The 24,058-nt window shown below is 55.0% G+C and carries 26 protein-coding genes; 11 read left to right on the forward strand and 15 right to left on the reverse strand.

Annotated features, from left to right (window positions below; genetic code table 11):
• Positions 1-7 precede the first annotated feature (7 nt).
• The 3 genes from KRAC_RS48390 to KRAC_RS77375 all read left to right on the forward strand — a co-directional run bounded on the left by KRAC_RS48390 (position 8) and on the right by KRAC_RS77375 (position 1,682).
• Complete coding sequence (locus KRAC_RS48390) at positions 8-1,288, forward strand: RNA-guided endonuclease TnpB family protein (RefSeq protein ID WP_007919896.1); 1,281 nt, start codon at positions 8-10, stop codon at positions 1,286-1,288.
• The gene (locus tag KRAC_RS77370; RefSeq protein WP_244422587.1) at positions 1,176-1,427 is read left to right on the forward strand and encodes a zinc ribbon domain-containing protein; all 252 of its coding nucleotides are present in this window, start codon (positions 1,176-1,178) and stop codon (positions 1,425-1,427) included. The genes KRAC_RS48390 and KRAC_RS77370 overlap by 113 nt, the downstream gene beginning before the upstream one ends.
• A 114-nt stretch (positions 1,428-1,541) precedes the next feature.
• Complete coding sequence (locus tag KRAC_RS77375; RefSeq protein ID WP_244422535.1) at positions 1,542-1,682, forward strand: hypothetical protein; 141 nt, start codon at positions 1,542-1,544, stop codon at positions 1,680-1,682.
• A 70-nt stretch (positions 1,683-1,752) separates the two neighbouring features.
• Here KRAC_RS77375 and KRAC_RS48400 read toward each other — a convergent pair whose 3' ends face one another.
• Positions 1,753-2,967: a threonine synthase gene (locus KRAC_RS48400; RefSeq protein WP_007919898.1), complete on the reverse strand. Its 1,215-nt coding sequence runs from the start codon at positions 2,965-2,967 to the stop codon at positions 1,753-1,755.
• 101 nt (positions 2,968-3,068) lie between these two features.
• On the opposite strand from KRAC_RS48400, the gene KRAC_RS48405 reads away from it, so the two are divergent.
• Together KRAC_RS48405 and KRAC_RS64050 are read left to right on the forward strand one after the other, a co-directional pair.
• Positions 3,069-4,022: an LLM class flavin-dependent oxidoreductase gene (locus tag KRAC_RS48405; protein ID WP_007919899.1), complete on the forward strand. Its 954-nt coding sequence runs from the start codon at positions 3,069-3,071 to the stop codon at positions 4,020-4,022.
• A gap of 51 nt (positions 4,023-4,073) precedes the next feature.
• Entirely contained in the window at positions 4,074-4,961 is an 888-nt protein-coding gene (locus KRAC_RS64050) for an alpha/beta hydrolase (protein ID WP_007919901.1), read from the forward strand.
• 56 nt (positions 4,962-5,017) lie between these two features.
• On the opposite strand, the gene KRAC_RS48415 is transcribed toward KRAC_RS64050, so the two are convergent.
• Positions 5,018-5,794: an acyl-[acyl-carrier-protein] thioesterase gene (locus tag KRAC_RS48415; RefSeq protein WP_007919903.1), complete on the reverse strand. Its 777-nt coding sequence runs from the start codon at positions 5,792-5,794 to the stop codon at positions 5,018-5,020.
• Between the two features lie 100 nt (positions 5,795-5,894).
• On the opposite strand from KRAC_RS48415, the gene KRAC_RS48420 reads away from it, so the two are divergent.
• The 5 genes from KRAC_RS48420 (at position 5,895) to KRAC_RS48435 (ending at position 10,866) form a co-directional block, all read left to right on the forward strand.
• Positions 5,895-6,977: a potassium channel family protein gene (locus KRAC_RS48420; protein ID WP_007919905.1), complete on the forward strand. Its 1,083-nt coding sequence runs from the start codon at positions 5,895-5,897 to the stop codon at positions 6,975-6,977.
• A gap of 159 nt (positions 6,978-7,136) precedes the next feature.
• Positions 7,137-7,577 carry a hypothetical protein gene (locus tag KRAC_RS77380; protein ID WP_244422536.1) on the forward strand — a complete coding sequence of 147 codons (441 nt, stop codon included), beginning with the start codon at positions 7,137-7,139 and terminating at the stop codon, positions 7,575-7,577.
• The gene (locus KRAC_RS48425; protein WP_244422537.1) at positions 7,460-8,029 is read left to right on the forward strand and encodes a fumarylacetoacetate hydrolase family protein; all 570 of its coding nucleotides are present in this window, start codon (positions 7,460-7,462) and stop codon (positions 8,027-8,029) included. Before KRAC_RS77380 ends, KRAC_RS48425 begins: the two co-directional genes overlap by 118 nt.
• A 364-nt stretch (positions 8,030-8,393) precedes the next feature.
• Entirely contained in the window at positions 8,394-9,710 is a 1,317-nt protein-coding gene (iscB, locus tag KRAC_RS48430; protein WP_007919907.1) for an RNA-guided endonuclease IscB, read from the forward strand.
• Positions 9,711-9,816: 106 nt separating this feature from the next.
• The gene (locus tag KRAC_RS48435) at positions 9,817-10,866 is read left to right on the forward strand and encodes an LLM class flavin-dependent oxidoreductase (protein ID WP_007919909.1); all 1,050 of its coding nucleotides are present in this window, start codon (positions 9,817-9,819) and stop codon (positions 10,864-10,866) included.
• A 5-nt stretch (positions 10,867-10,871) separates the two neighbouring features.
• Here the strand turns inward: KRAC_RS48435 and KRAC_RS48440 are convergent, their stop codons facing one another.
• The 5 genes from KRAC_RS48440 to KRAC_RS48460 form a co-directional block, all read right to left on the reverse strand.
• Positions 10,872-11,270: a response regulator gene (locus tag KRAC_RS48440; RefSeq protein ID WP_007919910.1), complete on the reverse strand. Its 399-nt coding sequence runs from the start codon at positions 11,268-11,270 to the stop codon at positions 10,872-10,874.
• The gene (locus tag KRAC_RS48445) at positions 11,267-12,847 is read right to left on the reverse strand and encodes an ATPase domain-containing protein (protein WP_007919911.1); all 1,581 of its coding nucleotides are present in this window, start codon (positions 12,845-12,847) and stop codon (positions 11,267-11,269) included. Before KRAC_RS48445 ends, KRAC_RS48440 begins: the two co-directional genes overlap by 4 nt.
• 86 nt (positions 12,848-12,933) lie before the next feature.
• Positions 12,934-14,178 carry a M20/M25/M40 family metallo-hydrolase gene (locus tag KRAC_RS48450; RefSeq protein WP_007919912.1) on the reverse strand — a complete coding sequence of 415 codons (1,245 nt, stop codon included), beginning with the start codon at positions 14,176-14,178 and terminating at the stop codon, positions 12,934-12,936.
• Positions 14,179-14,350: 172 nt separating this feature from the next.
• Positions 14,351-14,797 carry an SRPBCC family protein gene (locus KRAC_RS48455; RefSeq protein WP_007919913.1) on the reverse strand — a complete coding sequence of 149 codons (447 nt, stop codon included), beginning with the start codon at positions 14,795-14,797 and terminating at the stop codon, positions 14,351-14,353.
• A 239-nt stretch (positions 14,798-15,036) separates the two neighbouring features.
• Entirely contained in the window at positions 15,037-15,654 is a 618-nt protein-coding gene (locus KRAC_RS48460; protein ID WP_007919914.1) for a TetR/AcrR family transcriptional regulator, read from the reverse strand.
• A gap of 296 nt (positions 15,655-15,950) precedes the next feature.
• On the opposite strand from KRAC_RS48460, the gene KRAC_RS48465 reads away from it, so the two are divergent.
• Positions 15,951-16,307 (forward strand): DoxX family protein, encoded by a 357-nt coding sequence (locus tag KRAC_RS48465; protein ID WP_007919915.1) that lies wholly within the window; start codon positions 15,951-15,953, stop codon positions 16,305-16,307.
• 48 nt (positions 16,308-16,355) lie between these two features.
• Here KRAC_RS48465 and KRAC_RS48470 read toward each other — a convergent pair whose 3' ends face one another.
• The 8 genes from KRAC_RS48470 to KRAC_RS48505 form a co-directional block, all read right to left on the reverse strand.
• Complete coding sequence (locus KRAC_RS48470) at positions 16,356-16,979, reverse strand: Chromate resistance protein ChrB (protein ID WP_007919917.1); 624 nt, start codon at positions 16,977-16,979, stop codon at positions 16,356-16,358.
• 173 nt (positions 16,980-17,152) lie between these two features.
• Positions 17,153-17,383: a hypothetical protein gene (locus KRAC_RS48475; protein ID WP_007919919.1), complete on the reverse strand. Its 231-nt coding sequence runs from the start codon at positions 17,381-17,383 to the stop codon at positions 17,153-17,155.
• Positions 17,384-17,413: 30 nt separating this feature from the next.
• A complete protein-coding gene (locus KRAC_RS48480) occupies positions 17,414-18,193 on the reverse strand; it encodes a COG4280 domain-containing protein (RefSeq protein ID WP_007919920.1) in 780 nt (259 codons plus the stop codon).
• A 232-nt stretch (positions 18,194-18,425) separates the two neighbouring features.
• A complete protein-coding gene (locus KRAC_RS48485; RefSeq protein ID WP_007919921.1) occupies positions 18,426-19,556 on the reverse strand; it encodes a DUF4097 family beta strand repeat-containing protein in 1,131 nt (376 codons plus the stop codon).
• Positions 19,553-19,927 carry a hypothetical protein gene (locus KRAC_RS48490; RefSeq protein ID WP_007919922.1) on the reverse strand — a complete coding sequence of 125 codons (375 nt, stop codon included), beginning with the start codon at positions 19,925-19,927 and terminating at the stop codon, positions 19,553-19,555. Before KRAC_RS48490 ends, KRAC_RS48485 begins: the two co-directional genes overlap by 4 nt.
• Before the next feature lie 224 nt (positions 19,928-20,151).
• Positions 20,152-21,888: an MDR family MFS transporter gene (locus tag KRAC_RS48495; RefSeq protein ID WP_007919923.1), complete on the reverse strand. Its 1,737-nt coding sequence runs from the start codon at positions 21,886-21,888 to the stop codon at positions 20,152-20,154.
• A 26-nt stretch (positions 21,889-21,914) separates the two neighbouring features.
• The gene (locus KRAC_RS64055; RefSeq protein WP_007919924.1) at positions 21,915-22,550 is read right to left on the reverse strand and encodes a TetR/AcrR family transcriptional regulator; all 636 of its coding nucleotides are present in this window, start codon (positions 22,548-22,550) and stop codon (positions 21,915-21,917) included.
• Positions 22,551-22,890: 340 nt separating this feature from the next.
• Positions 22,891-23,967, reverse strand: coding sequence for a hypothetical protein (locus KRAC_RS48505; RefSeq protein WP_007919925.1), 1,077 nt, complete (start codon positions 23,965-23,967; stop codon positions 22,891-22,893).
• Positions 23,968-24,058: the final 91 nt, after the last annotated feature.

Consider the following 24,058-nt stretch of genomic DNA (forward strand, 5'->3'; position numbering starts at 1 on the left):
CGGATCGATGCTGATTACACGCGGCTATCGCACGCAATTAGATCTCAATCACCAACAAATCACCCTCTGCAAACAGCATGCAGGCGCAGTGCGCTGGTCCTGGAATTGGGGGCTCAGACGCAAGCAAGAGGTCTATCAACAGGAGAAACGCTGGATCAGCGCGATGGAACTGCACCGGGAACTGAACACGCTCAAGCAAACCGAGATTCCCTGGATGTACGAGGTGTCAAAAGCCGCGCCGCAGGAGGCGTTACGCGATCTGGATCAAGCCTACAGGAACTTTTTCCGCCGCTGTGGCCTCAAGAAAGAAGGCAAGTGGAAGGGCAAGCCGGGGTTCCCCAAGCCCAAGACCAAACGGAAAGGAGTGGGCAGTTTCCGACTGACAGGCAGCATTCATATTTACGAGCAAGCCATTGAACTGCCGCGCTTCGGACGGCTGCGCCTGCACGAGTGTGGCTATCTGCCTACCAGCGGCGTCGCTGTGCTCTCGGCCACGGTCAGTGAAGAGGCAGGGCGCTGGTTTGTCTCGGTGCAGGTGAGTGAGCAGGTGCCCGATCCCCCACAGGCATCTGGTCCGCCGATCGGCGTGGATACCGGGATCAAAACCCTGGCCCAATGCTCCGATGGGCGTGCCATTGCCAACCCCAAAGCCCTCACATCCGAACTCAAGCGGATCAAGCGGCTGCATCGCTGGCTCTCCCGGAAACAGAAAGGGAGCAAGAACCGCGCCAAAGCCCGTCAAAAATTAGCGCGCAAGTATGCCCGCGTCTCTCATGTGCGCGAGGATGCCCTCCACAAAGGCACGAGCCAGCTCACCCGCGCCCAACTGACGCCAGAAGAACGTGAAATCCGCAAAGCTGAGATTGCTGCTACGTTGTCAGAGCCGAAAGCCAAGGTGAAGCCAAAGCGTGGCAAGCGATCAAAGAAGGAGCCGCCCCCAGAACCCCTGCTGAAAACCATTGCGAACAAGGTCAAAGCCAAGCAGATGAAAAAACTGCTGCGCCAGGCTCGCACCTTGGATGCCCAGAGGCGTCCTGCCGTGGTCGTGCTTGAAGACCTCCATGTGGCAGGGATGCGCACTGAACCACAAGCTGGCTCTGGCAATCAGCGATGTCGGATTAGGCGAGTTCAAGCGGCAAATGGGCTACAAAACGTTCTGGCAAGGAGAAAACCTGCTGTGGGCAGATCGCTGGTTTGCTTCCACCAAACTGTGCTCTGGCTGCAACCATATCAAAGAAGAGATAGACCTTTCAGAGCGCATCTATGTCTGCGAGCATCCGGCCTGTGAGCTGGTGATCGATCGTGACCTCAATGCCGCGCTGAACCTGGCAGCGCTGGCGATCTTGTATCTGAGCGGGCAGCCAGGTCCCTACCGGGAGTTCCTCGGGAAGGGTGAAACGCCTGTCGGAGAGGGCAGCTCTGGCTGATCCGTCGTGAGATGGTTCAGTGAAACTGCCCTCGGTGAAGCAGGAACCGATCCGGGTGAATGTGGCTTGTCCATATTTGTCCAAGTGTCGGAGAACGGTATAAGAGAGGCTTTCTTGTCTGGTAAGCCTTCGCGCCTGCGGCGCACAAGGAAAGGAGAGTGTGATGGCAGCCTGGCGGAGCCAGGCTGCCATCACACTCTCCACTATGTAGAGGTAGAGCTGGCCGATGCTGCTGAAGCACGCGTCTACATATAATGGCACGGAGAATATCGTATCATTATATGTAGACGCATGCTTTAGCAGCGTTGTGCCCCATATGGCTCCTTTAAGTTACTGGCAGGTTATCCTGCGGTTGGAGCAGTGGGACCTCTACCTGGACCGTATCGGGATATTTGAGGCCGGTGCCTGTGTTGAGCAGGACTACACGCTCGTCAGCTTTGATCCAGCCGCTGGCGCGTAGTTGCTCCGCGGCGGCGAGGGTAGCGGCGCCCTCGGGGCAGACGAAGAGGCCCTCCGTGGTGGCCAGCCTGGATTGAGCCTGGAGCAGCTCTTCATCGCTGATGGCGATGGCGCAGCCATCGGTGTTGCGGACCGCTTCGAGCACGAGAAAATCGCCCAGGGCCTTGGGAACGTTGATGCCGAAGGCAATGGTGCGCGAGTTGGGCCAGAGCTGGGAGTCAGGCTTGCCCTCCTGCCAGGCCTGGACAATGGGGGCGCAGCCCGTGGCCTGGACCGCGACCAGCCGTGGCAGGCGTTCACCAATCCAGCCCATCTGCTGTAGCTCGCGCAAGGCCTTGTAAATACCGATGATGCCTACGCCGCCACCGGTGGGGTAGAGAATGACATCGGGGACATCCCAGGCGAACTGTTCCGCGAGCTCATAGCCCATTGTCTTCTTGCCCTCGATGCGGTATGGTTCCTTGAGGGTCGAGGCCTCATACCAGCCATGGGCCTTGACGCCACGCCCGACGATGGCTCCCGCGTCATTGATCAGGCCATTGACCAGGAAGAGCCTCGCGCCATTGATAGCGCATTCGTTACGCGTAATAGTTGGCGCTCCCTCGGGCATGACGATAACGGCCTCGATACCCGCTCGAGCGGCATAGGTCGCCCAGGCGCCTCCGGCATTGCCATTGGTTGGCATGGCCAGAGTTTTAACGCCCAGCTCTTTGGCACGTGACACGCCAACGGCGGCGCCGCGCGCCTTAAAACTGCCCGTAGGAATCACGCCCTCATCTTTTACATAGAGATTAGGCATCTCCAGTTGCGCCCCCAGGCGCTTGAGGGGAATAAGGGGTGTCATGCCTTCGCCCAGGGTGATGACGTTCTCTGGCGAGCGAACTGGCAGCAGCTCGTGATAGCGCCAGAGCGAGGGTTCACGCCTCTGTAACTCTTGCTTGCTGAGCTGCTTGCTTGCAGCCTCCAGGTCATAGCGTACGAGCAGGGGTGAGCCACAGGTACAGAGATGTGCCTGAGTATCTGGATCATAGCTCGCGTGACAACGCGGGCATTCGAGCTGGTGAAGAAAGCTAAAGGCCAAGGTATACCATCCAATCTAGTAGAATAAGGTATCGGTATGATTGTTACTAGTATTACAACACATCCACTCTCGATTACAAGGCTTGAAAGGAAATACATGGGATGTCAACACATGAGAAAACCACGCGTGAGCGCGTAGGGCTGGCGGTATTTGGCGCCACCTCGTCCGAGGCCATTGCCGCGATTGTGGCGGCTGAAAAGGCTGGCGTGCGCCAGGTATGGATGACGCAAGGGGGACTGTCTCCCGATACGCTAACTCTCTTCGCGGCCGCCGCGGTACAGACAGAAAGCATTCGCCTGGGAACGGCTATCGTGCCAACGTATCCACGTCATCCCCTGGCGCTGGCGCAGCAAGCCCTGGCCTTGAATGACATCGCTCCAGAGCGTTTACGTCTAGGTGTGGGTCCAAGCCATCGGCCGATTATTGAGGGGGGCTATGGTATCCCTATGCATAGCCCACAGGAGCACCTGCGTGAGTATGTGACCGTCTTGCGTGCGGCGCTCTGGGATGGTAAAGTTGAGCATCAGGGGCGCTTCTTTACGGTCAAGGGCACGCTTCCGCGCACGCCGCATACGCCGATTCTGATATCTGCTTTGCGCGAGGGGGCTTTTCGCCTGGCGGGTGAGCTGACCGATGGTGCGCTCTCCTGGGTTTGCCCGGTTCCCTACCTGCTTGAGAAGTCCTTGCCAGCGCTACGAGCCGGGGCTGCGAAGGCTGGACGCCCGGTCCCACCTCTGGTGGCGCATATTCCGGTGGCCCTCAGCCAGGATCGGCAGGCGGTGAGCGCGGCGGCGCACAAGCAATTGGGGCATTATGGACACCTGCCCTTCTATGTCAGTATGTTTGCCGAGGCGGGCTTCCCCGTTTCACCCGAGGGTGAGCTGAGTGACGCGCTGCTTGAGAACCTGGTTGTCACAGGGGATGAGGCCGCGATTACGGAGCACTTAAAGAAGCTACTGGCATCCGGCCTGGATGAATTGCTGGTGATGCCCATCGCTGTGGCAAATGCCAAAGATGAACGAGAGCGCCTGGCTCGCTTGATCGGTCAAATATAATACCAGGAGCGCGCGCCCGGGATGCTCGTACTGTTTTGAGGAGGTCTGAATATGTCTTTTCAGCCAGAGGCGCCGGGTGATTGGGGCGCCATGCGAGAGATCCCTGACGTGCGTGCGACCACCGAGACACTGCTCACGGCGGACGGTTGCCCGCATTTTGTGCGTGGCTGGGTCAATGAGCATGCCACGCGCGTGCTCTTGATCCTGCATGGCCTCGGCGGACATAGCGGGTGGTATATTGACCTGGGCAATGTCCTGGCTGAGCAGGGCATTACGGTCTACGCCATGGATCATCGCGGTTTTGGCCGCTCGGGTGGGATGGCTGGTCATATTGACCGTTATCGCACATATATAGATGATGTTGTATTTATGCTCGCCGAAATACGCAAGCGTCATCCAGAGGCGGCTATATATCTCCTGGGACATAGCATGGGCGGCCTCTTTGCCACTTATGTCGCGGCTCGACACGGCGAGGACCTGGCCGGGGTGATCCTGCTCAACTCCTGGATTCAGGACACGGCGAAGGTTCCCTCGCTAATCGTGCTGCAAATCCTCGTGGGTGGCCTCCTGGGTTCCCGGCGCTACTGGACGGTTGGTGATGGCGCAAAGTCAATGACAATCAATCCAGAGGCTATACGTATGCTCGAGGCGGATACCTATTGGGGCAAGCGCCAGACGGCTGCCATGCTCATCCAGATCTTGCAGATGCGTCTCGCGGCGCTCGCCCGGGCCAGGCAGGTCACGATCCCCGCGCTTGTCTTACAGGCTGAAGATGATGCCGCTGTCTCTATTGAGACCAACCGGAAGCTCTACGAGCACCTGGCCAGTCGCGATAAGACCTGGAAAGACTATCCCGGCTACCACCATGATAGCCAGTTTGAGCCTGACCGCTCCCTCCTGGATGCCGACCTGATTGCCTGGCTAAAAGAAAAAAGATAAGGATGTGCAGTAGCGGCTGGCATTGCCAGCCGCTACTGCACATCCTTATCTTTTTTCTAAAGCTCTTGAGCATGCCAGAGCCAGCGGGAGTACGCGCGTCCCGCTACTGTTCCATTACGCGTGATGCGTTGCAGGCGGCTGAACTCCTCTCCAGCCGTAGGCCAGGGGTCGAACCAGCTCTGGATTGCGAATTGCTCGCCAAAGCGAATACTTTCGGCATATTCGATGTCGTAGGAGCGGATCTGGGGCATGGCCTTGTCAGGCGTAATGCCAGCCTGCGCATAGGCCTCCCAGGCGGCATTATCCAATGCCTCAACATAGGCCGCGTTGTTCATGTGCTGCATTAAATCGGTATCGGAGAAGCGTACTGTAGCCTCAGAGCGGTGGGGCTCGCTTTCAGGAAAGGTGGGTAGTGGCGCCTCTGGCTGCTGAGGTTGCGGACCATCCGGTAGCCATATTTCGGCTGTGCCTTCGGGCATACGCGTGGGACGCCCACGCTTGTCCACATAGACCCAGAGCGTGCGCGCGCTAACTACGGGCGTATCGTGTGGTTCGCCCGCCAGGTAGGCCGCGTAGCCACGCTGCGCGGTAATGCGTGTGAAGCCCATGCCAAAGGTCTTTAAATCAAGTTTGGTATGTATCTTGATCGGAGTCGCGAAGGAAATAACGGTCCTCTTTACGATCCAGTAGCCCTCTCCCCCCAGTTGTATGTCCTCAGCATCTAGAGAAGCGATCTCCTGCATATAGCGTAAGAATGCCGCTGGAGTGAGATAGCCATAGTTATCACATTCATCATAGCGAACGGTATGTGTATGATAGAATTGTCGATTCATTCTCCCATAAGTTCCTTTATCCAATTTCTCTGCAATTCTCTAGATTATAGAACACAAGCCGAATCTTTGTCATTCCTAATTGAGAGATTGGTGCCATTCAATGATCCGTAGACGATCGTCACATGCGCACACACCTGCCTCGCGTGGCTTTTCGCGGGTCCCATCCTTTCGGCACCTGCGTATCGCGATTGTGCTGGTACTGACTGTGCTTATTGGAGGCACGGTTGGGTATATGGAGATTGAGCAACTCTCCTTCTTCGATGCCCTCTATACCACTGTGGATATGATGGCCACAATAGGTAGTAGCTCGCATCCAGATACCGAGGCTGGTCGCATCTTTACCTTATTTATCGTCGTCTTTGGCGTCGGTTCGCTCCTCTATACCTTTGGCGCGGGCATGGAGTTTATCATCGAGGGACATTTTAACCAGGCGGTCAGGAGGCATCTCATGGATAGAAAAATCGGGGCCTTACGCAACCATTGTATTATATGTGGCTTTGGACGTGTTGGTTCGCAGATAGCCGATGATTTCACGGAGGAGCAGAAGGTCTTTATCGTGGTCGATGAGAATGAGCAGAATATTCAGATCTGTCTGCAACGTGGCTACCTGGCTCTGCAGGGAGATGCGACGCGGGATGATATCTTGCGCGAGGCAGGCATTGAGCATGCGCGGACCGTGCTGGTGGCGACCGATAATGATGCGCACAATATTTCGATCACCCTCTCGGCTCGCCATCTCAAGCGTGAGTTATTCATTGTAGCGCGCGCCAATCATGATGAAACAAAAATCAAGCTGAAGCTAGCGGGGGCGAATCGCGTGCTCTCACCCTACACTATCAGTGGTCACTATATGGCTAACCTGGTCTATGAGCCAGCCATGGTCGAACTCTTTGAAGCGATCATGCAAGCTGAGACTGGAGACCTAGTGGTTGAGGAGGTGGAGCTTGCGCCAACGGCAAAGATTATTGGTCAGACGATGCGAGATGCCCAGAATATACTATTGCACCAGGGGGTAGTGCTGGTAGCGCTTAAGCGCAACGGGTCTATGTTGAGCACTCCTACACAGCGCCTGGTCATCACCAGGGGAGATAGCGTGGTCGTTATTGGCAAGTTAGCGCAGATAACCGCCTTTTGCCACAAACACATGGGAGCGCCCCATAAGCAGACGTTTCAGGAGGAGTAGTGTAGCTTAAAATGGTCTCTTTGTCTTACTGGTATGTATCTCCTCAACACCGTAGTGGCGAGAAGTCACAGGCGCTAAAGAGCACGCTTCCCAAATTTGACAGTAAGCTGTGGCGCATGGTACGGTTTGAACAAGCCACTATTAAGGAGGATATTTTATATGCGCTTGCTTACTTTTCAATCGCCTGTCGGGCCACGCCTGGGTATCCAGACCACACGAGGCGTTGTGGATGTCGTGGTCGCGCGCGAGCAGTTGCTTGCACACTCGATGGAGTTTGTGCCTGATACCATTGAAGAAGTATATGCCACAGGCGAGCGAGGCCTTGCGGCCTTGCGCCATCTGCTGAAGGCTGTGGAGGCTCAGGAGCAGCCGGGGACGTGGCTGCTGGCTGAAGAGTCCCTCCAGTATGGCCTCTGTGTGCCGCGTACCGGCAGATCATTTGTGTTGGTCTTAACTACAGGCGTCACGCGGCTGAATCGGGCATGGCGGCCCCTGAAAGCCCGGTGCTCTTCCCTAAATATGCCAATAGTTTTGCCGCCAGTGGCGAGGAGGTATCCTTGCACGAGAACGCTGTTCAGTATGATTACGAGGCGGAGCTAGCCGTGGTCATTGGGCGGCAGACGCGCTTTGTTAGCGTCGAAGAGGCCCTCTCCTCGGTCCTGGGCTACTGCAATGCCAACGATTTGAGCGCGCGCGACCTCCAGTTCCGCACCAGCCAGTGGCTGCTGGGCAAGGTTCTCGATAAATTTCTTCCCGTGGGTCCCTACCTGGTCACAGCCGATGAAGTCGGCGATCCTCAGCGCCTGGGTATCCGCTGTTGGCTTAACGGAGAGCTGTGCCAGGATTCTACTACCACCGATATGATCTTCCCCGTGGCTTATATTATCAGTTATTTAAGCCAGTATCTCACGCTGGAGCCTGGCGACGTGATCAGCACCGGCACGCCCGAAGGGGTGCTTATGGGCAAGCAAGATCCACAGTGGCTCAAGCCCGGAGATGAGGTCGTTGTTGAGATCGAGAAGCTTGGTCGCTTGGTAAATAGCATGCGTTAATGCTCATCCATGAGTATCGAAGTCAGCGACCCCACCGGTAAACCGGGGGGCTTGTGGGAGACTACCCTGAGTGGTCTTGGCTGCGAGCCCCGATGCTGACCAGCCCCCGGTGTGCTCGCACACCGGAGCCGTTCAGAAGGAGCGCGAAAAAGCAGACCCTGGAGTGGCTTTTCCAGCTCCCGGCTCTTTAATTGCTCAGTTAAACAGGTTGATGGGGTGTCCAAAGCCAGTGCTGAGCAAAGATCGCCGCTTCTGACACCCGGGCGAGGAAAACATTACCGTTCGTGTGTGCTGGACAGGAAGGCGCACACCAACGCGATGCCTCATTACGAGGCCCCCGCAAGGGGAGAACAGGAACAAAACCATGTCGCGTGTATTGATTGTGGATGCAGAGCGCAGGCCGCTCATGCCCTGCACTCCTGCCCGCGCCCGTCTTCTGCTCAAGGCGGGCAAGGCAGCCATCTTGCGTCGCTTTCCCTTTGTGCTGATTTTGCGCGAGGCGAGGCCAGAGGCCGTGGTGGAGCCGCTGCGCGTCAAACTCGATCCTGGGTCCAAAACCAGCGGGATTGCCGTGCTCCATGAACAATCAGGTGAGGTGATGTGGGCGGCGGAGCTGACTCATCGAAGCACGCCGCTTCGCGAGGCGCTCGCGAAGCGGCGTGCTGTGCGCCGATCTCGACGCAGCCGCCATACCCGCTACCGTGCGGCACGGTTTGCCAATCGGAGGCGGCCCAAAGGGTGGCTCGCGCCCTCGCTTGAGAGTCGCGTGCTTCACCTGCTGACCTGGGTCAAGCGCCTGTCCCGCTGGTGTCCGGTTGGCGCGCTCTCCTTGGAACTCGTGCGCTTTGATCTGGCGTTGCTGCAGAACCCTTCCATTGAGGAGGTCGAATACCAACGCGGAACCTTGTGGGGAACGGAAGTACGCCAGTATCTGCTCGACAAATGGCAGCATCGATGCACATATTGCCAGGCGAGCGAGGTGCCATTGGAAATCGACCATGTGTCTCCCCGTTCGAAAGGTGGATCGCATCGCATCGCAAATCTCGTCATCGCGTGTCGGCCCTGCAACCAAGCCAAAGGCGATCAACCCCTTGAGTCCTTTCTGGCAAACCGACCAGACGTGCTCGCTCGCGTGCAGGTGCAGCGTCGCGCCCCACTGCATGATGCAGCGGCGGTCAACAGCACGCGGTGGCAGCTGTATGAGCGCCTCAAAGCCCTTGATTTGCCGGTCGAGACGGGGTCTGGCGGTCTGACTAAGTGGAACCGACAAAGCCGAAACCTTCCGAAGACCCACTGGATCGATGCCGCATGCACAGGGCGATCAACGCCAGAACGCCTCCAGATCCGGCATGTTCGTCCCTGGCTGATTCAGGCACAGGGGCGGCAGGCTCGTCGCATGGTCAATGTGGATAAACGGGGGTTCCCGCGAGGAAAAGCCAAAGGACCCAGCGGCATCTGCGGATTGAGGACAGGCGATCTGGTCCGTGCGGTGGTCACGAAAGGCAAGAAGATCGGCACCTATGTCGGGCGTGTGGCGATCAAGTCGGATGGGTACTTGAAACTGACAGGGCGTCCGTTCGGCATGGTCGAGGGAATTCACGCACGATATTGTCGGCCGGTCCATCGCAACGATGGCTACGCTTACGCGCAAGGAGAGGCGGCACTTCCTCCCCAGGCGTGAACGCCGGGGCTTCCGTGCCGCCGTTTGGTGAATAAATCTGGCCATGCCATTGTTGTGTATCTTTAGAGAAATTCTATCTGAAAAAGCGAAAAAGGATATAACATAGATGGCACTACCACTCTCTGTGCTTGACCTCTCGCCGGTTGAGGCAGGTTCAAATAGCCGCGAGGCACTCCAGAACACCCTCAAGCTGGCCCAGCTTACGGACCGGCTGGGATATACGCGTTACTGGCTGGCCGAGCATCATAATAGCAGCATGCTCGCCAGCTCATCCCCTGAGATCATGATTGGACATGTGGCCCAGGTTACCAGGCATATTCGTGTTGGCTCTGGTGGCGTCATGCTACCGAATCACTCACCCCTCAAGGTGGCGGAGAATTTCCGTATTCTGGAGGCACTCCATCCTGGACGTATCGATCTGGGGATTGGGCGCGCGCCCGGCACGGATGGTAAAACGGCGCTGGCGCTACGCCGCTCACGGGCCGCGCTGGGAGCCGATGATTTTCCTGAACAGTTGGCTGAGCTACTGGCCTATGCCGACGAGGGCGAAGAGCTTCCAGCGGGCTATCCCTTTAAGTCAGTCAAGGCGGTTCCCACCGATGTCCCCCTTCCACCCATCTGGCTGCTTGGTTCCAGTGACTATAGCGCGCAGGCCGCGGCCTCGCTTGGCGTAGGCTTCGCCTTTGCGCACCATATCAATCCCGCTTTTGCTGTGCCCGCAATCCAGATGTACCGCGAGCTATTTACGCCCTCTGAACGCTTGCAGGAAGCCAGGGTTATTCTGACAACAACCGTCGTATGCGCGGAGACTGATGAGCAGGCGCAGGAACTGTCTGACTCTATGGCGCTGGCCTGGGTGCGTTTGCGTACGGGGCGGCCTGCCCCCCTGCCCAGCCCGGAGGAGGTTCGAGCGTATCGCTATACGGCGATGGAGGAGGAAGTGGTGCATGAGTATCGCTCGCGGCAGATGATTGGTCGTCCCGAGGTGATACGCGAGAAACTGCTGAGCCTGGTGAGTGAGACGGGTGCGGATGAACTGATGCTCTCTGCTATGGTGTATGGATATGCGAACCGGGCCAGAACCTACGAACTGCTGGCCGAGGCCTTTGAGCTTTCCGCACCAGCTACAGTAGAAGGCGGCTTGACCTGGGGGTAAGCACCCTATTTGAGGAGGCGTTGAATAAGGTCTTCTAACTCATCCAAATCAAAGGGCTTGGCTAGGATGGCTTCAACGTGAATTCCTTTGATAGCGCGAGCTGCGCTCACGGCGCTGAGCATAATGATAGGAGGCAGAGCCTGCCCCCTATCAGCGGCCTCTTCCTGGAGGGCTTTGACAAAGTCAACCCCATTGAGGACTGGCATCATATAGTCTGTAATGACAAGTAGTGGCCAGCGTTCAATAGCCAGCGCGAGCGCTTCTTGCCCATTGTAGGCAAGCACTGGTGTATACCCTAGCTCTGTAATAAACTCGGCTAGTGTTTCGGCAATAGCCACCTCATCATCGACAATGAGAATGGGGGATGATGAGGTGGGGACATGAGCACGGCCCTGTAACGTCATACACTCCCCCTATCTGAGGGAGGTTCCTGGTAGGTTGGCGAAAGGTAGCCAGAATTTCGACTTACCTCCCTGGTGAGGCCCGCTAGCGTGTCCAGGTCGCTCTCCTGAGGAGTCAGGACACTAATGCCTTCAGGCGAGGTAATGATAAATTCACGTACATTATGGTCATGGGCTGAAAAACGCATCTTGAGCACAGAGATGACGCGATGCAGACTATTGTTGACCGCGAGGTGCTGTACCAGGATGACGTTTTCCGCCAGGATAGAAAGCGTGTCGGCGGAGAAATCAACGTCGGTTGAGATAGCCTTGGGGGCCTCTTTGAGTGCGAGTAAGGTAATGTCCCTGGACCTTAACATGGCCAACAGCGCTGCCAGGTAGTTGGAGACGCGATCCCTGCCACTACTCTCTACCACGGCCCGTTCGAGTTCGGCGATGCTGTCAATGACGACGCGTCGTATGCCGTTCTCATTGAGCGTGTTGAGCATGGTTGTCGCAACTTCGTCAGGATCAATTTCAACAGGCTCCCAGCGTTGCAATATCAGGCCACCACCAGGGGCCAGGGCTGTGCGAAGCTGTTCACCGAGATGGAAAGACTCGGCTTTGAGCAGAAGCTGGTCGCGTGTTTCGCGGAAACTGAGGAATAAGGTTTTCTCGCCTTTTGGAATGGCTGAAAGCGCGAATTGGAGTGCGAGGAGTGTCTTGCCTGTTCCCAGGCTGCCAGCCAGGAGCGTACTGGTCCGGCGCGTAAGACCGCCTCCCAGGAGTGTGTCGAGTTCGAGAAGCCCAAAGGTGGCGCGATCTTCTTTGCTCGCTGCGACCCTTGTGCTGGAATGATCAATCATATGACTACGGTCTTCAAGGCGAGGATAAACCTGCACCCCATCCTTACCTAGTACCATACTATGTCGACCCAACATTGGTGCGCGTCCACGTACTTTGAGTATCTCCAGGCTGCGGAAGGCACGTGTCCCGTTAAGGGTGAAATAGAGGCCAATAAGCAAATCACCGGTGGTCATCTCGGGGAAGAGGGTTGGATCACGCGGATCAGCTTCTGTCGTGATGATCGTTGTCGTTCCGAGCAGGCTCAGGCGTGCGCCCAGGTCATACAGCAACTGGCGGCTTGTAACAAAGTCTGGTTCCAGAGCGCGAATTGCCTGAAAGCCGTCCAGAACGACCAGATTCGCACGCGTCTGACGGACAGCAGCCACAATATCCTGCGCCGCAGGTAGCTTTCCCTGTGTCAGAAACTGCTGTATGCTAAAGATCTGTACCTCATTCCCTACCAGCTCGGGGGCAAAGAAGCTATATGATTGGAGATGACTAAGCAACTTCGTTGTTGGCTCTGAAAGTGCCGTTAAAAGCAGGGCCTTCTGCCCATGCCTGGCGACAGAAAACGCGATCTGGCTTGCCAGGGTGGTCTTGCCGCTGCCGGGTGAGCCAAGAATAATCGCGAGCGAGCCTTTGGGTAATCCCCCCCCTAACACTATATCAAGTTGAGGTACGCCTGTTGCTTCAGTCATGTTTGACGATGAAGACCAGGTTGGCGTTTGATCCGCATCGGATGATGGTGTACTCACATTTTCCTCTTCTAATCATTGCTTGCTACTTATTAGTATGACACAAAATGCTTGCATCTGACCAGTGTTAACGGCCTGCCTTCCAGCTAACTCTCTTCGCTGGTAATGGCGACGATTAGACCAGCCAGCAGCGCCACGCGTTTAGGAATGGGAGGAAGTTTAACATACTCTGTAGTTGTGTGAGCACCTGAGCCGATTGCGCCCAACCCATCAATGCTTGGGCACCCTTCGTCCGCCGTCTTACAGCAGTCTGAGGCGCCGCCACGCGTCTCCGGGGCAAAGCGTGTATGCAGAATGTTTTCCGTGATAAACCGTATTTTCTCAGCCATGCCCAGGCTTGCATCCGTTGCAGCCATGGGAACCATAGAATCAGGTTCACTGGTCAATGTTAATTGGACGTCTGGCACAAGCTGATTGCGTAATAATTCGCGCCAGCGTGCCTCGGCGTCGAAGCGGTCTTCAAGGCGCAGAAAGCGGATATCAAACATGATCTGGGCAAAGTCGGACACAATATTGGCGCGTGATCCTCCTTGAATCGGACCCGCGTTAATGGTAAAGCCTGGACGCCAGCCCATAAAGCTCTGGGCCTGGACAATCTGGTGAGCCAGTTCTAGAACTGCATTCCGCCCTTTTTCGGGGCTACTACCCGCGTGCGCCGCCCTGCCCTCGGCGGTAAGGCGATAATGCGCGCATCCCTTGCGCCTGGTTACCACAGTCCCAATAGCACTTGCGCCTTCCAGTCCAAGTACATACGGTTTCTCATCACGAGCTATCTGCCGTACGAGGCTGGCCTGGTAACGATTCGAAATCTCCTCGTCGGGCACAGATAAGAAGATCAGCTTCTTAAAATTCCTGTAGTCATGTTGCTTGAGGATCTCCAGAGCATAGATCCCCTGGAGCAGCCCGGCCTTCATATCAACGGTCCCCGGACCATAGAATTTATCTTTATCAAGCTGTATGCGTGTCTGGGCGGAACCTACCGGGTGAACGGTATCGTGGTGGCCAAGGAGGAGGCAGGTGGGGGCGTGAGGATTATCGCCCACAAGGGTGCCAATGAGTGCATTGCCGCGTGCATGTTCTACGATGGTTGTTTGCATCTCAAAGTGCTGGAGGAGAACCGCGAGCTGGTCCGCCATCGTATCCAGACCCTCTTTATGCTCGGAAGGGGAATCAATGAGCGTGAGTCTGTGCAGGTCTTCTGTGAAACGTGGTATCGCCTCTTGCATGTATGCCAGCCCATTTGTGACTACGGCCTGGACGGGATTTGAGGCATCAATGGCATAGCGGGTATCCAGGAAAAGCGACTCCGATCTCTCCTCTGGCTGAAGCATGGCAACCCCTTTTCACTTAAAAGCACAACAATTCATTAGCGGCTCAGGCATGATTAAGTGTAACAGAGGATATACTACGATGCAAGAGAGTAGGATTGGGCGTCGCAAGATGTGAGTAAAGATATATGGACGTGGATTAGGGGCATTCGCCCGCAATCCACGTCCATACTTCTTACGCGTTCACCTGTTTGTCGAAGTTCTTGAAGAACTGGTCGAGCATACCTTTAACGGCGGGCTTGACGATAAGTTCAGGAACAGCGGCGACCTTGCCCGAGAGGCTGGCGGTCGCTTTGTAGCTGAGCAGGGTGATTGTACCCTCTTCGGCCAGGTCGACGGAGCAGCGAGCGCTAACGCTGCCCAGGGAGCTCCGAGGCTCGGCGACAAGCACGAGGTGCGAAGGCTCTACGATATCCGTGGTTTGCAGGAAGACATCATATGAACCATTAAGAATCGCAAAATTGAGTGTGATATTCAGTTTAAGATAGCGTCCATTGGGGAGATCGACATACTCTGCACTCTGGCAGTTAGGGATACTCTTCTTGAGTACTTCAGGGTTAAGGAGTGCGTTAAAGACGGTGGCACGCGGAGCTGGAATCCGCTGTTCTCCTGTGAAATCCATTCTGATCAATTCCTCACAATAGATGATACTATATATTTTGCAGAAAGCGGTTGGCTCCGATCGCCTCGCGCTTTACTTACATTTGCACTCTATTATATGTCTGAATATTTATTTTTATCAATGAAGATGCTAAATAGTACTGTCATAGAGGCAAGGGGTGTGGTGGTTTGGCTCCGTCAAACCACCACACCCCTTGCCTCTATGACAGTAGCTTAATGATATCTCACACCTAGATATGCTCAAGATGTGCTCATCTCCTCAAGATCACCACTAAGATAGTGCTGGCAGACGGAGCCAACAATCTTGATGAGTTGCTCGTCAGGAATTGTGCTCAGGGCCTCGGTATGCAGCAAGCTGCGCATAATATTGACGCCAATAAGCTGAGATAGAGCCAGTTCGGCGCGCAGGCACCCATCGGGTCCGCCAACCTTCTCCGCGATAGGTTGCAGGAATTGCTCGTTTAGAGCCTTGCGGAGCATGTCAGAGCTATCGTTGCTCGACGCGGAGCGGATCATAATGAGGAGCGGATCACTGGCGTCCTGCTTGCTCCAATGTGATATGTAGTGGTGAATCAGACTATGACCCAGGCTCATTCTGTCTCCACCGGGAAGCCCAATACAGCCATTGCCTTTATCCAATGTCGCCAGGAAGAGATCTTCTTTTGAACCGAAGTAGCGAATGACCAGCGCGGGATCGATACCAGCTTTAGTGGCGATGTCGCGAATAGTGACGCGCTCATAGCTATCGTGCGCAAAGAGCGTGCGTGCCGCCTCTAAGATGGCCTGGCGTGTCACGCCCGCGTCACGCTCGCGACGACAACGACGAAAAGTGTTTTTAGCGGTATCTCGTAAACTCATCTCGACTCCTCATCTTCCTGGACCCGCATGTACCTCTAGCAACTACTCAGTCCCTCTGTCATAAAGTGTTTTCAGCGCCTGCGACGCTTCTCCGGTGGTATAGGATGTGGTGGAGCAAATGCCTGCGGCATTTGCTCCACCACATCCTATACCACCGCTTTCATTATCAATCATAACATAGTCAACAGATGTTGACAAAATAGAATGAGATAGTTTATAGTTTTCCTAGTAAGTCAACAAGTGTTGACAAATGGATATAGTCGGGCCTGAGGGTCCGTAAAGAAGGGCGAATATTTATGTACTGGGTTGCGCTTGTCTTGCAGGTATTATTGGGGCTGGCATTTCTCGCGGCCGGTTTCTCGAAGATAACACGTAGTAAGCAGATGGTGGAGAACTTTCAGAACCACTATCACTATCCCCTCTGGTTCATGGTCCTGACCGGTGCGCTTGAAATTGTGGCTGCCTTGGGTTTGATTGTGGGTATCTGGGTACCGATTCTGGCTACATTGGGCGCGGTGCTCCTGGTCTGTATCATGTTGGGTGCGGTCCTGACGCATGTTCGCCTGAAGGACGCGATCTCTGGTATCGCTCCAGCGGCGGTCCTGCTCATACTGGCGGTTGCCCTGCTGGCCATCCATCATCCTTTGGCATAGGTTTAGCGTGGTGGACGTTGTGGCCGTGGGAGAACCAGGCCACAACGTTTAGCGATGTGTATCCGAGCGGCGCTCGAGACGACGAGGGTGCAGGCGCTTCTTCTCCTCTACAGGTGGCACGCCATGTGATTCGTCGGCCTCCTGCTTGAGAAAGACCTTTTCCTCAAACTCCTCCAGCAATTTCTCACATTGTTCAATGCTCTGTAAGGACTCATCGCGCCTGGCGGCCCCAAACCAATCGCGCTCAACCGTGCGCTCATACCAGCGCCGGATTTTGTCTAGCTCCTGGCGAATCTCTTCGGCCTCAGCATAGGTAAAGTTCTGGCGAAAGGTCTCGAACTCGATCTCTTTCGTAAAATTTACCTGGCAGTTCTCGATGATCTCGTCGTATTGCAGGTTGCTTTGAGCCAGGAAGCCATCAATGATTTTCTGCTCCTCCTCTTCTGGCAGATCATGGAGTGGGAACAAGTGATAGCTCCCTCCCAGCTCTGCTATACGCTCACAGACCTTCTCCAGCGTCGTGAGCAGCGGCTCAGTATGTGGAAGGATACAAACGCTCTGTTGTAGGTAGAGCGCGCCAGTGCGTTTTAGCTCGCGCCAGATGCCGACGCGCGCTGCCGAAGGCTGGCTTGGTACCTGGTAGATGAGCAGGATATATTGATGAGAATCCACTTTTTCACCTTTGCTTGTAGCAGTATGTAGAAAGCCACTGCCCAACGCTGCTCAAGCACGCGTCTACATATAAATGGGCACCATGCCCGTATCATTATATGTAGACGCGTGCTTGAGCAGCGTTGGGCTATACATGGCCCACCGCCACCGTTTTTATGCTAAAACTTTAACCTTTAACGATGGCGGCTATACGCCTCGCGACTCAGGGTAGCAATGAGCACGACCAGCGCGGCTATGATGAGTATGAAGCCACTAAATGGTCGCAGCGCGGCTAACGCACTTACTGTGTAGATGAGCGCGAGTAGGATGAAGGCGATCAAGATTCCCACAAGGATAATCATATCGCCAACGATAAAATTATATACTGCTTTGATAGCATTGAGAATAGGTCTGAGTACAACCATGTTGCTTTGCCTCCACGTAATGAGAGAAGACTATGAGCGAGCGACGTTGGCGGGCGCGGCCAATTGACGCTGGCGTACACTCTTGAGCCAGAAGATGATTGCCAGTGAGGCCAGCAGGTAGAGCGCGGCCAGTATGATCAAGAAGGCGTCCGCGAACGGCCAGGCAAAGCCAAAGCCCTCGGCGGTCCAGAAGGTGCCGAAGGTCGTTAACATGATGCCAACCACAAATTTCAGCGTGTTCTCAGGTACCTTGGTCAACGGAGCCTTGATCAACACACCAGCAAGGATGACCAGTAGACCCGCCGCGAGAGCCCCAATCGTGGCTGAGGCGATGCCCCCGATCCCTTTCTGGGTAACGACGGTACTACCGAAGGTGATGACGATAAAGGCCACCTCAAGTCCCTCCAGGAAGACCGACTTGAAGGCCAGGGCGACAGCAGTAGGCTGTAAGCGCTGCGTAATGGTCTGCCCACTCGCCTTTAGCTCAGCCATGGTTTCCTCAAAGATAGCCTCCTCGTCATGAAGAGCCTTCAGCCCGCTATAGCGCAGCAAGGCTTTTTTGAGCCACTTCAAACCAAAGAGTATAAGAATACAGCCGACCGCCAGGCGTAGTGCGTCGAGTGGAACATACTGAACCAGGGTGACGCCAAAGATGGCCACGATAACGGCCAGGGCTGCCACCGCTGCCAGCGTGCCTACAATGGCACTGCGCCAGTTGATGGTGACACCGACGACAAGAACGATAGTAAAGGCCTCAACAAATTCAACCACTGACGCCAGAAAGGCTGGGATAGTGATGGCCCATTGCATGAGTCAAATCCTCCTCGATAAGCTCCAGGTGTTTGCTTGCTCTGTTGTAAAAATCAACCAATATTTCCGGGGACAACGAGAAGCCAGGGGGCTTCTCCCTATCTATTATGTAACATGTTTTGATTTGTAGCAAGTGTTACATATAAAACAGGAAGGGGTGTGGTGGAAAGACAGGCTTGGCCCTGTCTTTCCACCACACCCCTTCCTATAGGGTCCATGCCAGCATGGACTGCTACCGGCGTTGGACCTTAATTGTGCCGACATTGGTACTCAGGTTGAGGCGCGCCAGGGGCGCATTTCCAACGATTTCGCTGCCGAAATCGTTATCTACCGTTCCCATACTGGTCTTTGCCTTCAGGGCAAAGGCGCTTGTGGAGGGAAGGGCGACATGAACCGTGCCCGCGTTGGTGTGCAGGCGGTAGTCGTACGCTCCCCCTAACTCGCCATCGAAGTGGATCGTACCCGCGTTGGTATCGACATTTGTGTTTCCCGCAAGCTTGACCCCCTCAAGATGAATCGTGCCTGCGTTACTGTGCAGGTCACTGTTTGCCTCAAGTGTAGATTGAGAAACGTGAATGGTGCCGGCATTGGTTTTGACCCTGGCGTAGCCTTGAATGCCCTGTATATGGATGGCTCCAGCCTGGCTATCAAGATGTACCTGGCAGTGCTCAGGGACAAAGATGTTCAGGTCCATGTGTCCCGACTTAATGCCCTGTGTGGCAATATTGCGGCTGACGATACTGATGTTGTTTCCTTCTTGCTGGCAATCGAGCACCAGGTCTTCGTTTTTGCCAAGCACACTACTGATATGCTTGACGGCCTGGACCACGACTTTATCTCCTTCGCCGCGCTGAATACGAATTGGTCCCGCTGGATTATTAATATGGAGCGTGGCTTGTCCGGAGACGGCAAACTGTTGTGGATGCAATGGGGTAGCCCGGTCGAAGCCAAATTTGGCGATAGCAAAAGCAATAGCGATAATACCTATGAGGCCGAAGATTGAGCCAAAGGCACCTGAAAACAGGCCCTGTACGATGCTGGACAATATGACCAGGCCAATGATAAGCAAGACGATTTGCCCGGCTGAAAGGTTGCGCGCCCGGATGAAGGGAAATGCCTGCTGTCCTGCCTCCTGTGCGTATTCATTATAAGTGGAGGCTCCGTTATAGCCCTCCTGGTAGGCGCGCTCCTGATCCGATCCCTCAGGATGGGGCTGCCCCGAGGCAGGCCCATTATATTTAGAGGATGCGTGATTGTAGGCCTCATACGAGGCTTGAGGCTGTTCATAAGGATCATTATTGTAGATCTGTTGACCGCCAGAGGATTGCTCCGGCGGCTGATACATAGATTCCTGGTTGCTCATTGAGATACCTCGCGAATGTCAATACCAGCCTCAGAGGCGACGATACGAAAATGCCTGGCCTGTGGGTATTTCTGCACTTTCTCCTGAATGACGCTGTCCAGGCGCTGCTCAATTTCTTGATCGCTCACACCTGGCTGTCCGCCGCAGTTGTTAATATGGGCCTGCCAGCCAAAGATGGCTGCACCATGCTCCGCGGCATACTCCTCGCCCACGTTATTAGCCGCTGGCACGGCCGAGCCACCAGCATAGGACTCATGCCAGTAGTCGTTGGAGCTAAGTCCGCTTGCGCGCTCAAAGGCAGCCCGCGTGGCGGCCACGAAGCGCTTATCCATACAGGTACGTAAGAAACCAAAGGTTTTGCTATCGCTCATACTCACTTTTCCTTTTCCATCTATATCGTATGCCTGGGGAATGTACCAGGTAGTAACTGTTCAGTCTGGGTACACTAAGATATACGTACGTTTGGGGGATTAGTCACATCAACATAGCAAGAGAGCGCCGACAGGGTCGTCGGCGCTCTCTTGCTGGTTATCACCACCCCCGATGGATGTCTACTGGAGGATGGATTTTAGTGCACTTAGTGCATCTATCAAATCTAATGCGTCAATACTGGATTTGCGATCTCTTCGCTGCCCGCGACGGCCTCTTGTGTGGCCTGGCTCTGGCTGCTACCGCGTAGCGGCACCTCTTTGAGGAAGAACAGCAGAACGAAGCCAACGATGGTAAGCCCGAGCGAGATCAGGAAGAGGTTATGGATACCCAGCGCTAAGCCATCTTTGACCGCGCCCAGGATCTCGCCGTATACGGTCTTGCCCGCAGGGCCAAATTTGGCGAAGAACGCCGCGGTCTTCGTCTGAGCATCGGTCGAGAGCAAAATGTTAGGATTATCAAAACTAGAGAGAAGCTGGTCACCCAGGCCGCCAGGAGCGTGGCCACCAATCATGTCGAAGAAGCTCTTCACATCGGTTGTTAGCGCGTTATGGAAGGCTGGCTTGTAGGTGTTGAGCAAGACCGAACCCAGGGCCGCGCTGGCAACCGAGCCACCAATCTGGCGGAAGAAGGTCAGCGACGAGGTGGCCTGACCAATCTTTTTGGCTGAGACCGAGTTTTGCACGATCAGTGTATATAGCGACATACCGAAGCCAAGGCCGAGGCCAAGCACGATCATGGCGATGATCAAATCTGCCTGTGTAGAACTGACGCCCAGGCGCAGCAATAGGAGCATACCGCCAACAGTAATGATCATGCCAACAAAGGCGATCCATTTGTAGCGACCAAAGCGCGATACGAGCTGACCCGAAATGACGCTGGCAAGGATCAGTGAGAGCATCAGTGGCGCGAGCAGGAGGCCGCTATTAGTGGCGCTGATGCCCAGCACACCCTGCGCATAGAGCGGCAGGAAGAGAATGCTGCCAAACATCGCGATATTGGTGATCATAGTGATCGCTACCGAGACGGAGAAGACGCTGCTCTTGAACATGCTTGGCTCGATGATAGGCTGCGCGTCGCGCTTCTCAAGCATGTGTTCGTAGAAGAAGAAGAGCGTCATAAAGACGATTGCCATAGCGAAGAGCCCCAGGATCTGCCAGGAGAGCCAATCATATTCCTGCCCGGCCCAGGTCAGACCCAGCATCAGGGGAATGGTGCCTGCCATCAGGAGCGCCGCACCAATATAATCGATGCGTGTATCCTTACTCTTGGATCTTAAAGTAGGCATCAGGAAGATGAGTACCAGCAGGGCAATGATGCCAATGGGCAGGTTGACGTAGAAGACCCAGCGCCAGGTCGAGTTATCCGTAATCCAGCCGCCGACCGTTGGCCCGAGGATGGAGGAGAGACCAAAAACGGCACCAGTCACGCCCTGCCACTTGCCGCGCTCGCGTGGTGAGAACAGATCACCCACGACGGCGATAGCGATAGGCAGGAGGGCCGCCGCCCCCAGACCCTGGAAGGCGCGGAAGGCAATCAACTGGTTCATTGACTGGGCGGCGCCACACATGGCCGAGCCAGTCAGGAAGAGCACGATACCAATCAGAAAGATAGGTTTACGACCGAATTGATCAGAGAGCTTGCCATAAATTGGCACCATGACCGTGGAGGCCAGCAGATAGGCGGTCGTGACCCAGGTATAGCGATCAAAGCCCTGCAACTCTGAGATGATACGCGGCATCGCCGTCGCGACAATCGTCTGGTCCAGGGAGGCCAGCAGCATTACAAGCAGCACGCCAGCCATGGTGAGGAGCGTTTCGCGGCGAGTGAAGCGAGGCGCCTCTACATCTTGTACAGGGGACGAGGTTGTGGACTGTACCTCGTCATGAGTTATTGTTTCCATACATACCCTCATATCTATTCTATTAGTTATTCTGGCTGATTTTGTGTCATACCATAAAAGCAGAGTGTATTTAATTGTTGTAGTAGCTCGTCTGGCGTTAGATCATGTTCCAGCAAGACGTGATCATGGGCGCGCGGTGAGAAGAGTCTGAGCATTGCGAAGAGCATGACGCGTGTCGAGATATCCGTGCGAAAATCGCCCACGGCCTTCCCTTCATCCAGCAGCTTACTCACTTTCGAGATCAGGCACTCCCACATTTCGCGAATTGAGCCGTTCTTCTCGTTTACCAGGCGTTTAAGATCGACGCCGGTATAGGTCGAGGAGAGCAGTTTGGCGCGCCGACTATAGAAGCCCTCATGTAGATAGGACATGAGATTCTCTAGCCTGGTGCGCGGTGTCAGCTCTGCCTCCAGGATGGCATCAAAGCCTTGTAGAAACTTCTGCATATCACGCGCGAAAATGGTAGCGACCAGCTCTTCCTTACTCGGGAAGTGCGTATAGATCGTACCCTTGGCGATACCGACGCGTGTAGCGATCTCGTCCATAGAGGTCTCGTAGTAGCCCTTCTCCTCCAGGACCTCCTCCGCGGTCTGTAATATCAGGTTCTCACGCTCCTGACGTTGTTTTTCTTTTAATGTGAGATGTGGTGTAGGTGTTTGCATAGGTCTATCCAGGTTTTACTGTGTCTTCTCGGCTATTCAGACGCGTGAGTAATAGTCTGACCACAAAGATGGTTTTTGACCATCTCATATTTTATGACTTCATAGTCATTATTTTACGACAAGGTCACCAATCTGTCAAGAGGAGATGGGTGTGTTTCATTCAAGGCCGTCGACGCCCAAGTGTGATTGATAAAGCGGACCACGCACACAAATATACTTAAAGAAGTGCCAGCGACGTGCGGGCGATCAGCCCGCACGTCGCTGGCACTTCTTTATTCTTGCGAGCCACGCAGTGGCGAGAAGTCACGACACAAAGTGTGATGGATAGCTATCACATACACTATGAATGGGTATGCTCCACAATACGCTGGAGCATGGCCTCAACCTCTTCGAGAGGAAGCTCACGCATAATCCTGACGCGAGACTTCAAGGCATCATGCAGCACGGGATACATATTATTGGGCCGCCAGGTGAAGGTCGTCGTCTTCTCACCAATCAGGAGAACTGGCATACCATCGAAGCGGGGAATCTCATAGAAGCTGGCGGAGCCAGGGAAGAAGGCAAAGGCGTTGAGTTCATAGCCCTCTTCATCCTGCTGTAGCGCGCCGGGATAGTAAAAGGCAAAGCGCTGCTCATCGCTTAGCTCCTCTGCTCGCTGGTGATCCTCGGGCGTCAGATCGCGATTCTGCGCATAGCGCACGGCCTCTGAATCAACAGGCTTCGCGTTAAGGTAGCCAGGCCCCACATGTTCCAGAAGTGTATACTGCAACAGGGCATAGCAGTGATACATGCGATCCTGCACACCCTCCAGGCGTACCAGGAAACCACGCTTATCCAGCGGATCGAGAACGAGCAACTCTTTATCATCCAACAGATTCAGCAGCTCTTTGATGTAGACCAGCGGATCATAGCGCTCATTCTGCTCCTCACATAGCCTCCAGACATCACCCACAAATTCGCGTATATCCTGGCGTTGCTGCCATTCTTTGCGCTTCTGCTTATCGCGTGAGAGCATCGTCATCGCCGCCAGGAGCGTAAAGTTCAGTGCATAGTGCGCCCGTGTGGCCTCCGGAAAGTGCAGGAAGAGCTCCTCACCGCTCAAATCACGACAGACTTTCCTATAGTTCAGGGCCTGCTGCAACTGGCGCTGCGTAAGCTCCAGGGCCGCCTCAATTGGGAGCGCAACGTTGCCGCCTCGCTCCACCAGCGAACCACACAGTAGAGCCAGCGCCCCCGCGTGAAAGCCATCCACATTGGTCAGTAACGGAGCTAGCTCGCGCAATGCCTCGTCAACATCCTGTATCGAACGAATAAAGTAGTGCACCTCTTGCCTCGCGAACACCTCCTGGCCCGCCTGCATCTCTTTCAGATCACTTGGCCGCTCCAGGAAAGCGATAAAGCGTTCCTTTTCCAGCATGAACATCCCTCTATCTAACTTTTTCCCTCTATCGTACAACATATATACGACCCACGCGGCGACAAGTAGGAAGTGTGAGGGATAGAAAAAA

Origin of the sequence: Ktedonobacter racemifer DSM 44963 (assembly GCF_000178855.1) — a bacterium.
GTDB classification, from domain to species: Bacteria; Chloroflexota; Ktedonobacteria; order Ktedonobacterales; family Ktedonobacteraceae; genus Ktedonobacter; species Ktedonobacter racemifer.